The organism is Staphylococcus sp. GW821-FHT11H10, from assembly GCF_058807855.1.
In genome coordinates, this window is sequence record NZ_JBXARC010000024.1 from 16,997 (window position 1) to 32,591 (window position 15,595).

General features: G+C 30.7%; 14 protein-coding genes and 2 tRNA genes. 11 read left to right on the plus strand and 5 right to left on the minus strand.

The genetic code is table 11. The features are described from left to right. The first annotated feature begins 2 nt into the window (after positions 1 to 2). Genes AC1RRU_RS10795 through yhaM form a run of 3 tightly spaced genes read left to right on the plus strand, consistent with a single transcriptional unit; the run spans position 3 to position 5,063 of the window. Positions 3 to 1,199: a metallophosphoesterase family protein gene (locus AC1RRU_RS10795; protein ID WP_070855309.1), complete on the plus strand. Its 1,197-nt coding sequence runs from the start codon at positions 3 to 5 to the stop codon at positions 1,197 to 1,199. Further along, the gene (locus AC1RRU_RS10800) at positions 1,189 to 4,125 is read left to right on the plus strand and encodes an ATP-binding protein (RefSeq protein WP_493196589.1); all 2,937 of its coding nucleotides are present in this window, start codon (positions 1,189 to 1,191) and stop codon (positions 4,123 to 4,125) included. Before AC1RRU_RS10795 ends, AC1RRU_RS10800 begins: the two co-directional genes overlap by 11 nt. Then, a complete protein-coding gene (gene yhaM / locus AC1RRU_RS10805; protein ID WP_016931340.1) occupies positions 4,122 to 5,063 on the plus strand; it encodes a 3'-5' exoribonuclease YhaM in 942 nt (313 codons plus the stop codon). Before AC1RRU_RS10800 ends, yhaM begins: the two co-directional genes overlap by 4 nt. A 163-nt stretch (positions 5,064 to 5,226) precedes the next feature. Here yhaM and prsA read toward each other — a convergent pair whose 3' ends face one another. The 4 genes from prsA to AC1RRU_RS10825 form a co-directional block, all read right to left on the minus strand. After that, positions 5,227 to 6,201, minus strand: a complete 975-nt coding sequence (gene prsA / locus AC1RRU_RS10810) for a peptidylprolyl isomerase PrsA (protein ID WP_011275422.1) — start codon at positions 6,199 to 6,201, stop codon at positions 5,227 to 5,229. Positions 6,202 to 6,373: 172 nt separating this feature from the next. Then, the gene (locus AC1RRU_RS10815) at positions 6,374 to 6,931 is read right to left on the minus strand and encodes a DUF3267 domain-containing protein (RefSeq protein WP_011275423.1); all 558 of its coding nucleotides are present in this window, start codon (positions 6,929 to 6,931) and stop codon (positions 6,374 to 6,376) included. Positions 6,932 to 7,092: 161 nt separating this feature from the next. Further along, entirely contained in the window at positions 7,093 to 7,467 is a 375-nt protein-coding gene (locus tag AC1RRU_RS10820; protein ID WP_011275424.1) for a YtxH domain-containing protein, read from the minus strand. A 142-nt stretch (positions 7,468 to 7,609) separates the two neighbouring features. After that, entirely contained in the window at positions 7,610 to 8,035 is a 426-nt protein-coding gene (locus AC1RRU_RS10825) for an HIT family protein (protein WP_011275425.1), read from the minus strand. A gap of 130 nt (positions 8,036 to 8,165) precedes the next feature. Between AC1RRU_RS10825 and ecsA the strand changes: the two genes are divergently transcribed. Continuing rightward, positions 8,166 to 8,906 carry an ABC transporter ATP-binding protein EcsA gene (ecsA, locus tag AC1RRU_RS10830; RefSeq protein WP_011275426.1) on the plus strand — a complete coding sequence of 247 codons (741 nt, stop codon included), beginning with the start codon at positions 8,166 to 8,168 and terminating at the stop codon, positions 8,904 to 8,906. Next, a complete protein-coding gene (gene ecsB / locus AC1RRU_RS10835) occupies positions 8,899 to 10,122 on the plus strand; it encodes an ABC transporter permease EcsB (RefSeq protein WP_053015868.1) in 1,224 nt (407 codons plus the stop codon). Before ecsA ends, ecsB begins: the two co-directional genes overlap by 8 nt. A gap of 59 nt (positions 10,123 to 10,181) precedes the next feature. On the opposite strand, the gene AC1RRU_RS10840 is transcribed toward ecsB, so the two are convergent. Further along, entirely contained in the window at positions 10,182 to 10,682 is a 501-nt protein-coding gene (locus AC1RRU_RS10840; protein WP_011275428.1) for a hypothetical protein, read from the minus strand. A gap of 287 nt (positions 10,683 to 10,969) precedes the next feature. Here AC1RRU_RS10840 and hemE point away from each other — a divergent pair, with 287 nt between their 5' ends. The 6 genes from hemE (at position 10,970) to AC1RRU_RS10870 (ending at position 15,593) form a co-directional block, all read left to right on the plus strand. Next, entirely contained in the window at positions 10,970 to 12,004 is a 1,035-nt protein-coding gene (hemE, locus tag AC1RRU_RS10845; protein WP_011275429.1) for a uroporphyrinogen decarboxylase, read from the plus strand. A gap of 36 nt (positions 12,005 to 12,040) precedes the next feature. After that, positions 12,041 to 12,964 (plus strand): ferrochelatase, encoded by a 924-nt coding sequence (gene hemH, locus AC1RRU_RS10850; RefSeq protein ID WP_011275430.1) that lies wholly within the window; start codon positions 12,041 to 12,043, stop codon positions 12,962 to 12,964. 18 nt (positions 12,965 to 12,982) lie between these two features. Beyond that, entirely contained in the window at positions 12,983 to 14,377 is a 1,395-nt protein-coding gene (gene hemY, locus AC1RRU_RS10855) for a protoporphyrinogen oxidase (RefSeq protein WP_037571286.1), read from the plus strand. Between the two features lie 99 nt (positions 14,378 to 14,476). Further along, complete coding sequence (locus tag AC1RRU_RS10860; RefSeq protein WP_016931386.1) at positions 14,477 to 15,037, plus strand: RBBP9/YdeN family alpha/beta hydrolase; 561 nt, start codon at positions 14,477 to 14,479, stop codon at positions 15,035 to 15,037. A 394-nt stretch (positions 15,038 to 15,431) separates the two neighbouring features. After that, positions 15,432 to 15,505: transfer RNA gene (locus tag AC1RRU_RS10865), tRNA-Met, on the plus strand. Between the two features lie 15 nt (positions 15,506 to 15,520). Beyond that, positions 15,521 to 15,593 (plus strand) — tRNA-Asp (locus tag AC1RRU_RS10870). Positions 15,594 to 15,595: the final 2 nt, after the last annotated feature.

A 15,595-nucleotide genomic window follows, 5' to 3' on the forward strand; every position in this document is an offset into this window, starting at 1 on the left:
CAATGATAAAATTTATTCACTGTGCAGATTTACATCTCGACAGCCCCTTTAAATCTAAAAGTCATTTGGCGCCATCAATTTTTGAAGATGTTCAAAACAGTGCTTATGAAAGCTTTAAGAAGATTGTCGATACAGCATTAAAAGAAGAAGTTGATTTTGTTCTCATCGTTGGAGATTTATTTGATAGTGAGAATCGTACGTTGCGTGCTGAAGTATTCTTGAAAGAACAATTTATGCGATTAGAAAAAGAACAAATTTTCGTTTACATAAGTTATGGTAATCATGATCCACTTACTGAAAAAATTACTAATGATTGGCCAGATAATGTTTCGGTCTTCTCAAATAGAGTAGAAACATATCAAGCTATCACTAAAGATGGAGAGACAATTTTTGTACATGGTTTTAGTTATCAACATGATACAAGTTATGAAAATAAAATTGATGAGTATCCATCTAGCCAAGGTAAAAAAGGTATTCATATTGGAATGTTACACGGTACTTATAGTAAATCTTCAACTAAAAATCGCTATACTGAATTTATTTTAGAAGATTTGAATCAAAAACTATATCATTATTGGGCACTTGGCCATATTCATGAAAGACAAGAATTAAGTGATATGCCTCCAATTTACTATCCTGGAAACATTCAAGGACGTCATTTTGGTGAGCAAGGACCTAAGGGATGTTTATTGGTAGAAGGCGACCATTTACGATTAAACGTTACTTTTATTCCAACGCAACAAATTAGATTTGAAGAAGCTACTATCAATACTGACAAACTTACAAAACAAGGTATCTATGAAGCAATTCAATCCTTCAAAGAAAGTGTACGTTCTGATGGAAAGGCTTTTTATAGATTAACTGTAAATGTTGACAGTGATAGACCCATTTCTTCACAAGACATTAGTCAAATTAAAGAAATGATTGATGACTATGAAGAAAATGAACATCATTTCGTAATCATAGAAACGCTCACATTTAATTATATGCAAATGGATGAAGTACCTCTTGTAAGAGAATTTTCAGCTGATTTAATCAAAGATAATAAAGTGTTTGAAGAGGCGATGACTGAATTATATTTAAACCCTAGAGCATCCAAATATTTAGAAGATTATACTGAGTTTGATACTGTTGAACTTGTTAATCGCGCTGAGAACATTTTAAAGGCAGACATGAGAGGTGAAAGTGATGATCATTAAATCTTTAGAGATCTATGGCTATGGTCAATTTGTGCATCGTAAAATAGAGTTCAACCGTGAATTTACGGAAATTTTCGGTGAGAATGAAGCTGGTAAATCAACGATTCAAGCTTTCATACATTCTATACTTTTTGGCTTTCCAACGAAAAAAGAAAAAGAACCTCGACTTGAACCACGTATGGGTAACCAGTATGGGGGAAAACTTACGCTTATAATAGATGACCAATCAGAGATCGTAGTAGAGAGAGTTAAAGGTAGCATTTCAGGTGATGTAAAAGTTCACTTAGAAAATGGTTTGATTCGAGACGAAGCTTGGCTCAAGAAAAAATTAAATTACATTTCTAAGAAAACTTATCAAGGTATATTCTCGTTTAATGTGCTTGGATTACAAGATATTCACCGTAACTTAGATGAGGACCAGTTACAAAGTTATTTACTTGAAGCAGGTGCATTAGGTTCTTCTGAGTTCACAATGATGAATAAAATGGTCAGTCAAAAGAAAACCACGCTTTATAAAAAGGCTGGAAAAAACCCAATACTCAATCAACAGCTCGATGAATTGAAAAACCTTGAAGCCCAAATAAGAGAAGAAGAGTCTAAGTTAGATGACTATCATCGTTTAGTTGATGATAGAGATAAATCACAACGTCATTTGGAACATTTAAAAGCCAATCTAAACCAATTATCAAAAATGCATGAAAGTAAACAAAAGCAACTTGCTATTCATGAACAAGCCCAAGAATGGAAAGATTTAGAGCAAAAACTTAATATTGAGCCATTAAGTTTTCCGGAAAAAGGGATCGAGCGTTATGAAACAGCTTCAAATTACAAACAATCTCTAGCAAGAGATATAAGTTTGCGTGAAGAGAAATTAAAACAATTAGAGAATGAATTTAATGCAATTCCTGCTTTGAACGAAGATACAGCTAATCATATTTATCATTTAACTCGTGATGAAAATGAAATTCAACAAGCTGAAATGAAATCTTCTTCACTTAAGCAAGAAATTGATGATTACGAGCGTCAAGAAGCTGATTTGAAAACAAGTATTGGTTGGCAAGAAGTTTATCACAATACAGATACCTCTGAATCTATGAAAAATTATGTTAGTAAAACCATCAAGACGCGAAATGAGCAAAAAGTGTTAAAACAACAAATTGAAAGAGCTATTGATGAAAACCAAATTGAACAAAATACGCTATCTCAGGAAATAGAAAACTTGGAAAAAGATTTGGTTTCTGAAGATTCACTGGATAAAAAGAAACAATATAATCAACAAAAGTTAGAACTACATGAGAAAGAGAATCTGTATAACAAACTTAAAGATACTTTTAATTCTGATAAAGAAAGAAAACAAAAGCGAAATTGGTGGCTTAGATTAAGTTTTATAGTGTTATCTATAGTTGGTCTGGGTTTAACACTATTCTCATTTGTGACTCAAAATTTAATTTTCGGAGTTATATTTGCAATCTTAACTGTCATATTTATTGTTGGTACTTTCTTGGTTAAGACAAAAGAAATTGATTACAGTGAATCAATTAGTGAAGAGATTAATGATTTGGAACAACAAATTAATGATTTGGAATCTAATTACGATTTAAACTTCGACTTAGATCAACAATTTCAACTTCGTGAACGTTGGAGTAATGCAAGTAACAATAAGAGTGTATTAGCTAATAAATTAAATCATCAAGAGAATTTACTGCAAAATACAGAACAACAAATCAATAACTTAACTCAAAAATTAAATGCAGTTAAAGAAAATGTGAAAGTACCTAATGAAATGACAGATGATTTATTAATAGATAGCTTTAAAACAATGAATCAACTTAAATCAAATGACAGTTACCGTAGTAAATTATTGGATCAACATCAACAAGTAAATCAAAAATTGACGCATTTTTATGATAAAGCGCTTAAAAATACTGAAAATGAGATCACACCATTTAATAAAGCTTCACTATTTAATGATATGAAGAACTGGATTTCTAAATACGAAAGTAATAAAGAGAAGAAAGAACAACTTAAAAGTCAAATTGAGTTATTAAGTAATGAATTGAAACAATTAAAAGAACAATTAGAAGAAAATGAAAAAACTATTAATACATTATTTACTTATATCAATGTTTCAAGTGAAGAAGCATATTATCAATCTTACGAGCAATATCAATTGTATCACCAACAACTTGCAAGATTTAAAGATTTAACTGCGTATCTCGAAAATCAAAATTTCTCTTACGAAGATAGTTCGAATTTGAGCGAAAAAACAACTGCTCAATTGGAAGAAGAAGATGCGCTTCTTGCTAAACAAGTTGATGCATATAACGATCAGTATTTAGATAAACAAACTGAAGTTAGTGACTTAACCGCTCAAATTAATTACATGGAGACAGATAAAACATTATCTAAGTTAAGACATGAGTATTATAACTTGAAGAATAGAATGAATGATTTAGCTAAAGATTGGGCTAGTTTAAGTTACTTAGAAGCATTAATAAATGAACATATTAAGCAAATTAAAGATAAACGATTACCTCAAGTTATAAATGAAGCTGTAAATATATTTACGGCTCTTACACAAGGGAATTATAATATGATAAATTATGAAAATGATACAATAATGGTTAAACATAATAATGGCCAAATGTATCATCCACTTGAACTAAGTCAATCAACGAAAGAATTATTATATATTGCACTTAGAATTAGTTTGATTAAGATTTTAAGACCTTATTATCCATTCCCAATAATTATTGATGATGCTTTTGTTCATTTTGATAAACAAAGAAAATCAATGATGTTAAACTATTTAAGAGAATTAGCGAAAGATTATCAAGTGTTATACTTCACTTGCATGAAAGATACTGCAATTCCTTCTAAAGAGATGCTAATTTTAAATAAATTAGAGGAAGGCGGAAAACGATGAGAAATGTAGAAAAGTTAAATCCAGGAGACTCGGTTGAAAATTTCTTCTTAATTCATAGAGCTACACAAGGTGTTACTGCTCAAGGAAAAGACTATATGACTTTATTCTTACAAGATAAAAGTGGTGATATTGAAGCCAAACTATGGACTGTTAGTAAAGAAGATATGCAGATTCTTAAACCTGAGACAATTGTTTGGGTTAAAGGTGACGTGATTAATTATCGAGGTCGTAAACAGATGAAAGTCAATCAGTTTAGATTAGCTAAACCAGAAGACGGATTTAAGACTCAAGATTTCGTTGCTGGTGCACCTTTATCTCCGGATGAAATCCAAGAAAATATTTCACACTATATATTAGATATTGAAAATGCTAATTTACAACGTATAACACGTCATTTATTGAAAAAATATCAAGATAAATTCTTTACGTATCCTGCAGCAAGTTCACACCATCATAATTTTGCAAGTGGACTAAGTTATCACGTGCTTACAATGCTAGAAATAGCTAAGTCATTATGCAACATTTATCCATTGTTAAACCGTAGTTTGTTGTATAGTTCAATTATTTTGCATGATTTAGGTAAAGTAAGGGAATTAAGTGGTCCAGTGGCTACAACATATACAGTTGAAGGTAATTTGTTAGGACATATATCAATTGCAAGTGATGAAGTTGCGGAAGCGGCGAAAGAGTTAGGAATTGATGGTGAAGAAGTGATGTTACTTCGTCATATGATTTTAGCACATCACGGAAAAATGGAATTTGGATCACCTAAATTGCCACATTTAAAAGAAGCGGAAATATTATTCTTTATCGACAATATTGATGCAAAAATGAATATGTTTGAAAAAGCATTTAAGAAAACAGATAAAGGTCAATTTACTGAAAGAATTTTTGGTATGGAAAATCGACAATTCTACAATCCGGAAAAATTAGACTAATTTAAAAGCGTTTTTACCTTACAATGTCAATTAATGAATAGACAATGTAGTGGGTAAAAACGCTTGTTTTATACAATTTTGAACACGAGAAAGGGAGCAAGTCAATCAATTCGTTAAGAATTAAGACTTGCTCCCTTACGATTTAATGTTAATACTATGAAAATTATGAAGATAAACCTGATGCAGCTGAAGAACTATCTGAAGATGACTGTTGTTGTTTAAGTTTCTCAGGATTTAAAATAGTGTTTTCTACAGCTTTCTTGATATCACTGTCTTTATAATCTACATCATATTCTTTCAATAAATCTTTATACGCATTTGTTAAAATCTTAGGATCTTTTTGTACCTTTTGTTCGATTAGTTTAGCTTTAAGTTTAGATTTTTGTTTATCAAAATCACTCTCTTTATCGGCTTTAATGACATGGTAACCATAGTCCGTTTTAACCACATCTGAAACTTGACCTTCTTTTAGTTTAAATAGTGCTTTTTCAAATTTACTTACCATTTGTCCTTTAACTACATAACCTAGAGAACCATCTTTTTTGGCACTTGAAGAATCCATAGATTCTTTCTTAGCAATTTCTCCAAATTTATCTGGGTTCTTTTCAACTTCTTTTTGAATTTTTTCAGCTTTCTCTTTAGCTTTTTTGTCTGATAAACCTTCTTTATCACTACTGCTTGATTTAACTTTTATTAAAATATGAGAAGCTTTTTTAGTGTTTTCTTTAAGTTCTTTGTCTGACACTTTAACTTTATCAGCTAATAATTGTTTTTGATATGCGGCAAGTTTTTTCTGTTCTTTATAATCATCTAAAGACATACCTTGCTGTTTAAGCATACTTTCAAATTGATCTTTGCCACCATATTGTTTTTGTTCTTTTTTAATTTCATCATCGATATCTTTTGTATCGACTTTATCTTTATATTTATCAGCTAGAATTTTATTCAACGCAATGCTAAATGACGTACTAGCAATTTGTTCGTCACCAATTTTATTCATTACATCTTTTACTTTTACATCTCCAGCTTTAGAAGAGATTAATGTATTACTTTCTGAATCTGTTGCATTTGAACCGCATGCACCTAAAAGTAAAGCACTCGCAGTTACTGGAACAATTAATTTATTCATAATTTTCATAGTTGATAGCTCCTTTTACATTAATAACAACGTTACTATAACATATTATGAAAACATCACCAATTAGAAATAGGCTAGATACTGCCAAAGTATGAGATTAAGTAGGGCTTAAGCATTAAAAAAGTATCGAACTTGAGGCATTATATATGTTTCAAGCTCGATACTATGATACTCAGTGAAAAGATTGATAAGGCACTTTATTTAATATATTTATACCTGTTTGATGTTCCTCGATAAAATGACCTTCATTTGAAAAAATAATAATTTTAAGATATAAAAAATCCATTACAGATATGCCAAAATTTAACGCAAGTAAAAACATAAAATAATGTCCATATTGCGGAAAATGCATCGTTAGAAAAATCAAAAATATAGTTATTAAAATAAAAGGTAAAATTAAATTAATACAAAAGTATATCTTATGTACAGGCGTACTTACATACGTATTAAAATAGGGTAACCAGCGCTTTTTGTTTAATTTATGAATTCTAAATGAATTAACATAAGGTAAGAAAAAGAGAAGGTGTAATGCTTTATGGATAGGGTACATAAGTGCAACAATTATTAATAAGATAATAAAATGTCGATCTGACAAAGGTGTATTTACAAAATAATACATTATTTCATAACTAATTAAAAATGCAATGACTGTAATAGTAAAACTTAAAAATGCAATTCTTGGTACACCAAATCGTGCATGAATATCAATTTGACGTTTACATAGAAACATACTGACACCTCTTAATAGGTCTTATTTATATACGCTACGTATTATCTAACTATCAGTAAAAACAGTCAAGTCAATTTTGGCATTAATAAAGAGAGTAGCGAAATATTCATAATGAATTCAACGCCACTCCCGTATCACAGTTTAATCTAATGATTAAAACTTTATTTATTATCTTTTGAAAAAGTATTACTTATTTCTTCGCCACGATTTTGTAGATTTTCAATGTGTGATTGTAATTTTTCGATATTAGGATTAATATCCGATTTAAAATCACCAATTAGTGTTTTAAATTCATCACCAATTTCGCTACCATATGAGACACCATCATTTTTAACTTGCTTGCCATAATCAATAATATTAAAGAAATTACGTTTAAGTGACTCAATTTCACGTTCTAATTCAGAGCGAGACCCAGTAGGTTCTTTAGCATCAATCGTGTTATTTTTTACGCTTTGATCATCACGGTTTAACCAAGAAACAGCAATTCCAGATGCTACTCCCGCAGTAATACCAAATAATACGCGTGATATTTTCATGTTCTATTCTCCTCACTTATTATGTCGTTACAGGATAATAATAGAATAAGAAATGAAATAAATTTCAGATTCTACAACAATCATATTTCGACAAGTTAATTATAATTGTATATTACCCTATAATGACATTCAATATGCAGAATTAATCAAATTGCGCTTTGATTTGATTGGCGATAGCTTGTTTTTGTTCATCATTAATTTCGTTCTCATGTGTTTCCCAATGGTATCCGAAACCGTCGATATCATTTTCGTATCGTGGCAAGAAATGGAAGTGAATATGGAATACTGATTGATCTGCGAACTCACCATTATTTTGTATGATATTTAGACCATCAGGATTAAAAGCTTTCTTAATTGCATTAGCGACTTTAGGTAAAGCTGCACCAATATGAGCTATTGTCTCTTCATCAGTTTCAAAAATATTTGGTGACGCTTTTTTAGGAATTAATAGCGTATGACCTTTAGTCACTTGTGAAATATCTAAAAATGCATAAACAAAGTCATCTTCATAAACTTTAAAGCTTGGAATCTCTCCAGATAAAATTTTACTAAATACAGTTTCAGCCATTTGAATGCACTCCTTTTACGTATTTATAGCTTATTATAGCATTAGTAAAATAAAATTTCGTTAGTGAAGTAAATGTAATTTTAGTAGTTAAAAGCTAATTTTGGTACAATGTTATTCATGGAGGTGCCTTATGACAGTAAAAGTTGAACATTTAACAGGTGGTTATGGAAAACGTCCTGTTATTGAAGATATAAATTTTGAATTAAAAGCAGGGGAAATTGTTGGTTTAATTGGATTAAATGGTGCAGGCAAAAGCACAACTATTAAACATATGCTAGGTTTATTAACGCCAACTGAGGGTAATCTCTCTATCTCAAATACAGAAATTACAGATGACATCGAAGTTTATCGAAAAAAGTTATCTTATATACCTGAATCACCAATTATTTATGAAGAATTAACATTAGAAGAGCATATTGCGATGACTGCAATGGCATATCAATTGAGTAAAGAAGAAGCAATGAAACGTGCAAGACCTTTACTTAAAACATTTAGATTAGAGAATGAATTAAAGGTCTTTCCTAGTCATTTCTCTAAAGGTATGAAACAAAAGGTGATGATAATATGTGCATTTATTGTCAATCCAGAATTATATATTATTGACGAACCATTTTTAGGACTTGATCCACTAGGGATTCAATCCATGTTGGATTTAATGGTAGAAAAGAAAAATGAAGGACGTACTGTTTTAATGAGTACGCATATTTTGGCAACTGCAGAACGTTATTGTGATCGTTTTATTATTTTAGATAAAGGTAAAGTGGTTGCTTTCGGTGATTTAGAGGAGCTACGTAAACAAACTGGTTTAAGTGGTCACACACTTGATGACATCTATATACATGTCACACAAGGTGGTCAAGAAAATGGATAATTCAGCTACTTCATTATTTAAATCTAGATTAAACACCATTCAAAAAGAAAAGCGTTATTATAATAAATTTATTTTTAATGGCCATTTTTCAGTATTTTTATTAATTTTATTGGGAGCATTTATATTAGGTTATGGTCAATGGTTGCAACATATACCTAAACATATAGATTATACGTTATGTGCAAGTATAATATTAGCTGTAACATCTATCTTTCCAATACGAACATTTTTAAAAGATGCGGATAGAATATTTTTATTGCCTTTTGAAAAACATATGAAAAATTATATGAACCTAAGCATTCGCTACAGCTATTTTAATAGAATAGCGATACAATTAGTAATACTCATTATCTTGTTTCCGTTATTTTCTAAATTAGATGGTGATTTCATAACACCATTTATCATTTTGAGTATTTTAACATTGATACATCCATGGATTGGATTGAAAGTGAGATGGCAATGGTATCAACTAAAGCAATCAAGTTGGAGTATAAGTTTAATTTTATTTTTGATTAATTTAGTAACATATGACTTAGTATTGGGTTACCAAATGTACTGGGGAGTTATCTTTACGTTTATATTACTTGGTGGAATGTTAGCGTTACCTAAATTAAATCGAGTTAATTTATATCCATGGGAACGAATGATAAATATTGAAGAAAGACACCATACAAATTATTATAAATTCGTAAATATGTTTACGGATGTTAAACATTTAAAAGAGTCTGCAGTTAGACGTAGATATTTAGATTTCTTATTACCTACACCTAAAGGCCGGAAATTTAATTCTAAAAATATGTATTTATATCTGTATACACGTAGCTTTGTAAGAGGTAGAGATGCTTTTAGTATTATATTTAGACTGATTGTCATTGCTTTAGTGCTAATGATTTGGCTATCGTTTCCGATTGTTTCAGCAATTATTGGATGTCTGTTTATGTACATTACATTATTGCAAATGTCTCAATTTTATACGCAACAAGCCTATGGATTATGGCCTCAAGTTTGGCCAGTATCAGATGTCGAAGTGATTAAAGGCTATGAAAAATTTCTTTATCGCTTGATGTTAATTATAGGAATAATTTTTTCAATTGCATTTATCAGTATTTACCCACAATATTTCTTTTTCGTTCTAATCTTCTTTATAGTAGGGTGGTTAACGATTAGAAGCACAATTAAGAAATTACAATATCAAGAATCACTACTTAAAGATTAAAAAGGTTGCCTATGACTAGAACAAGTTAAACTAAATCTAGTTAACAGGCAACCTTTTTATTATTCCTTGATTGGATATAAATATCTCTCAAAGTAGCTAGAATGTTGACTACTAGAACCAAAATAATGTCTTAATGCATCTTTTGAAAAATAATCCTTAAATGTATCTGTTTCTTTAAAATCTTCGTAAGTTTGGCGATTAGCAAAACCAAAATAAACTTTGTAAGTTGTTCCTTGCACTGGCTTTAAAAAACGATAACTCTTAAAACCGGCAAACTTATCGAAATTTAATTCCAAATTTGCAATACGTTTTTCTAATTGATGGACATGATCATCAGAAGAAGGGATAAATATTGCTGAGTAAAAATGTGTTTGATCTAAGTCATTAATAGCATTAACAGTTGTATAAACAGTTGGATGTTTTAAAATTGATTTTTCATCAGATTCTTCAATAATTACAGAAGAATCATTTGTTGAAAATAAAAATAGATTTCTATCAGTATTATTTGTTCGGATTTGATTTAAATAACCATAAGTCCCATAAGTTGTATATATGTTCATGACTCATACCTCCTTTATTGTTTATATTATACGATTAATTAATGATACTAGCTATAATAATTGTATGTATTGTTTAAATATTTTAAAAATTCATTTAGTCTTATTGAGGGATATTTTTAAGCATATAAATATACTATAATTTTGTTTAATAAATTATTATAATTTAATGAATTGAAATGTACATTTATGCTTTGTCTTTTTTATGACATTTAAGTGTAGATAAACGATAATTATATCAGCATATGATATTATAGATAAGAATGATTTTAATTTAGGAGGACTATAAGGTGCATAATAAAAATAATACAATTTTACAAACAATTAAAGGTGAAAAAACATCTCATACACCTGTATGGTTTATGCGCCAAGCTGGCCGTTCACAACCAGAATATCGAAAATTAAAAGAGAAATACTCACTTTTCGACATCACACACCAACCTGAATTATGTGCTTATGTAACTCAATTACCAGTTGATAATTACAATACTGATGCAGCAGTTTTATATAAAGATATAATGACACCTTTGAAACCAATTGGTGTTGATGTTGATATTAAATCAGGTATTGGACCAGTGATTAGCAATCCAATTAAATCTGTATCTGATGTAGATAAATTAACTCAAATTGATCCAAAACGTGATGTACCGTATGTACTTGAAACAATTCAATTGCTAACACAAGAGAAATTGAATGTACCATTAATTGGGTTTACAGGTGCGCCATTTACATTAGCTTCCTATATGATTGAGGGCGGCCCTTCAAAAAATTATAATTATACTAAAGCAATGATGTATGGGGATGAGGCAACATGGTTTGCTTTAATGAATCATCTCGTACAAGTATCAATTGACTATGTGGTTGCTCAGGTGGAAGCGGGCGCAGAGCTGATTCAAATTTTCGACTCATGGGTTGGAGCTTTAAATGTTCAAGATTATCGCTATTATATTAAACCCTCAATGGATAAATTAATTAACGGAATTAAAGCTAAATATGATGTTCCTGTCATAATGTTTGGAGTGGGTGCAAGCCATTTAATTAATGAATGGAATGACCTAGCAATAGATGTCCTAGGATTAGATTGGCGTACGTCTATCTCATCAGCTACAAAAATGGGTGTTAATAAAACGTTACAGGGTAATTTAGATCCGTCATTGTTACTCGCGCCTTGGGACGTAATAGAGCAAAGAGTACGTGAAATTCTGGACGAGGGCATGGAAAGAGGTAAACACATTTTTAATTTAGGACACGGTGTTTTTCCTGAAGTACAACCTGATACATTAAAGCGAGTTACTCAATTTGTTCATGATTATACAAGTAAATAGTATTAAGAATACAAAGATTAAGGAAGGTTTTATTTAATGACTAAGACAGTAGGTTTATTAGTTATGGCATATGGAACACCATATAAAGAGAGTGATATTGAACCATATTATACAGACATTAGACATGGTAAGAGACCAACTGATGAGGAATTACAAGATTTAAAAGACCGATATGAATTTATTGGTGGTCTTTCTCCTTTAGCTGGCACTACTGATCGTCAAGCTGAAGCATTAAAAGATGCTTTAAATCAAGTTTATGAAGATGTGGAATTTAAATTGTATTTAGGTCTAAAGCATATTTCTCCTTATATTGAAGAAGCTGTAGAAAAAATGTATAAAGATGGTATTAAAGAAGCGGTTACTGTTGTTTTAGCGCCACACTATTCTAGTTTCTCAGTTGGATCATACAATAAACGTGCTAAAGAAGAGGCCGATAAATACGATATTGCTTTACATCATGTTGAACATTATTATCACCAACCTAAATTTATTGAGTATTGGACTAATAAAATTAATGAAACTTTAGAGCAAATTCCTCAAGATGAACATGATGAGACAATCTTAGTTGTATCAGCTCATAGTTTGCCTAAAGGTTTAATTGAAAAAAATAATGATCCATACCCTGATGAATTAAAAGATACAATGAATCGTTTACAAACATCTTCAAATATTAAACACGTTGCTCAAGGCTGGCAGTCTGAGGGTCACACAGGTACACCTTGGTTAGGACCCGATGTACAAGATTTAACAAGAACGTTGTATAACGAACATCAATATAAACACTTTATCTACACGCCAGTAGGTTTTGTATGTGAGCATTTAGAAGTACTGTATGATAATGATTATGAATGTAAAGTTGTTTGTGATGAGATAGGAGCAAATTACTACCGTCCAACAATGCCTAACACGAATCCATTATTTATTAATGCTATCGTGGATGAAATAAAAACAGTTTTTTAATAAAGGAAGGGACTCAATGTGAGTAAAAAAGTTGCAATTATTGGTGCAGGAATAACTGGCCTCTCAAGCGCATATTATTTAAAACATTATAAACCAGATATAGATGTAACCATTTTTGAAGCGACAAATCGACCAGGTGGAAAGATACAGACGTATCGTAAAGATGGATATACTATAGAACTTGGCCCTGAATCTTATCTTGGACGAAAAACAATCATGACTGATATAGCAAAAGATATTGGACTTGAAGATGATTTAATTACTAATGAAACAGGTCAATCATACATTTTCGCTAAAAATAAATTGTATCCTATACCAGGTGGTTCGATTATGGGCATCCCAACTGATATTAAACCGTTTTTAAAAACAAGACTTATTTCACCAATAGGTAAGCTAAGAGCGGGACTAGATTTGGTAATACCCCCAATAAAAATTGAGGATGATATATCAGTTGGAGCGTTTTTTAGAAGACGATTAGGGAATGAAGTGCTTGAAAATTTAATAGAACCCCTCATGGGTGGTATCTATGGTACCGATATAGATCGATTAAGTTTAATGAGTACATTTCCTAATTTTAAAGAACAAGAGGAAAAGTATGGTAGTTTAATCAAGGGTATGCAACACGAAAAGGCTGAACGTATTAAAAAACGTCAATTATATCCTGGTGCCCCTAAAGGTCAGTTTAAACAATTTCGTCACGGATTAAGTTCATTTATTGAAGCATTAGCTAAAAATGTACAAGATAAAGGCGTAAAGATGAAATATCAAACACATGTAGAAGATATCATTATTAACAATGACAATTATGAAATAGTAACTGATCAATACAGTGAACAATTTGATGGTATTTTAATTACTACGCCTCATCAAACATTTATGAAATGGTTCAATCACGATCAAGCTTTTAAATACTTTAACGAGATGGATTCTACTTCAGTTGCAACGGTTGTATTTGCATTTGATGAGAAGAATATTGAAAACACATATAACGGTACTGGTTTTGTCATCGCGAGAACAAGTAATACAAATATTACAGCTTGTACTTGGACTAGTAAAAAATGGCCTTTTACTACACCGCAAGGAAAAGTTTTAATTAGAGCATATGTAGGTAAACCAGGTGATACGGTTGTTGAAGATCATACTGATGATGAAATTGCGACTATCGCACGTCGTGATTTAAATAAAATGATGACTTTCCATGGAGATCCGGAGTTTACAATTGTCAATCGTTTGACTAAAAGCATGCCTCAATATCACATTGGTCATATTGGTCAAATAAGAAAAATTCAACAACACGTTAAAAATAATTATTCTGCACTCAGAATTACAGGTGCACCATTTGAAGCGGTTGGGCTTCCAGATTGTATTCAACAAGGTAAAAATGCTGTGGAAGAATTGCTTGATGAAATATAATAATTTAAACACTTTTTTTGAGGTGGAATTGCCTCTTTAAAAGTGTTTTGTTATATAAATTGAGAATTATTATTTAAGTTTGAGGAGGTAAAAATATTAATGACTAATGTAATTATAGTTCATTCACAATTAGGGAATTCTCATAACCACTGGTATAAGTGGTTGCAACATAATTTAGAACTAGAAGGTTACGATGTTCAATTATTCCATTTAGATGAAAGTAAGAATGATAATATAGACAATTGGGTCTTCGAATTAAATCAACAAATTGAACTTTTATCTAAAGATACTTATTTTGTCACTCATGGGTATGGTTCATTGGCTACTTTGAAATACATTGAAGGTCTATCAATTGACGGACCATTTGAGGGGTTCTTCAGTATAGCAGGATTTAAAGAAGATGCGAAGAAAATAGACGATTCAATAAATGTAGGGGAGTTTAATGTTGATTATGATTTAATTAAAACTAAAGTTAATCACTTTTATGGACTAGCTTCAAAAGATGATTCTTATGTTTCTTACATAGAAACCCAAAACTTAATTGACGAATTAGGTGGTAAGACTAAAATTGTTGATGAAGGTGGACATTTCTTAGAAGAAGAGGGCTTTGTATCTTTTACTGAATTACAAGAAAAAATGCAACATTACATGACTAAATAATAAAACATATGATTTTATTATTAATACGTTCTACATTTAAACTAATTTAAGTAGGGAGTTAAAGCTACCTACTTTTTATTATTAATAAGGTTGATAATTAAATATAGAGATACTTTCAAGTGTAATTAGATATCCAATTGGTATCTTTAATTAAAATATTTTAAATGTAGCGTTTTTTTACACAAAATAGTTTAGAATACTTATTGACTAAGTTAATGATACTATATATACTAATAAAGTATTCGAAAGGCGATTACTATTAGTCAATTGTCCCATTTCAATATGAAGATTCGATTAAATGAATGTAAAATTTATTTAAAATTATTATTGACATTAGATAATATAAAATGATATACTTGTTAAGTACTGATTTTTGAGACGTAAATAATATTAGCGCGGGATGGAGCAGTTCGGTAGCTCGTCGGGCTCATAACCCGAAGGTCGGTGGTTCAAATCCGCCTCCCGCAATACATAGTTTTAATAGGTCTCGTAGTGTAGCGGTTAACACGCCTGCCTGTCACGCAGGAGATCGCGGGTTCGATTCCCGTCGAGACCGCC

Bases quoted from the DNA above. Each gene is read 5' to 3' on its own strand.
- AC1RRU_RS10795 (WP_070855309.1), top strand. From the start codon at position 3: ATGATAAAATTTATTCACTGTGCAGATTTACATCTCGACAGCCCCTTT.
- AC1RRU_RS10800 (WP_493196589.1), top strand. From the start codon at position 1,189: ATGATCATTAAATCTTTAGAGATCTATGGCTATGGTCAATTTGTGCAT.
- yhaM (WP_016931340.1), top strand. From the start codon at position 4,122: ATGAGAAATGTAGAAAAGTTAAATCCAGGAGACTCGGTTGAAAATTTC.
- prsA (WP_011275422.1), bottom strand. From the start codon at position 6,201: ATGAAAATTATGAATAAATTAATTGTTCCAGTAACTGCGAGTGCTTTA.
- AC1RRU_RS10815 (WP_011275423.1), bottom strand. From the start codon at position 6,931: ATGTTTCTATGTAAACGTCAAATTGATATTCATGCACGATTTGGTGTA.
- AC1RRU_RS10820 (WP_011275424.1), bottom strand. From the start codon at position 7,467: ATGAAAATATCACGCGTATTATTTGGTATTACTGCGGGAGTAGCATCT.
- AC1RRU_RS10825 (WP_011275425.1), bottom strand. From the start codon at position 8,035: ATGGCTGAAACTGTATTTAGTAAAATTTTATCTGGAGAGATTCCAAGC.
- ecsA (WP_011275426.1), top strand. From the start codon at position 8,166: ATGACAGTAAAAGTTGAACATTTAACAGGTGGTTATGGAAAACGTCCT.
- ecsB (WP_053015868.1), top strand. From the start codon at position 8,899: ATGGATAATTCAGCTACTTCATTATTTAAATCTAGATTAAACACCATT.
- AC1RRU_RS10840 (WP_011275428.1), bottom strand. From the start codon at position 10,682: ATGAACATATATACAACTTATGGGACTTATGGTTATTTAAATCAAATC.
- hemH (WP_011275430.1), top strand. From the start codon at position 12,041: ATGACTAAGACAGTAGGTTTATTAGTTATGGCATATGGAACACCATAT.
- AC1RRU_RS10860 (WP_016931386.1), top strand. From the start codon at position 14,477: ATGACTAATGTAATTATAGTTCATTCACAATTAGGGAATTCTCATAAC.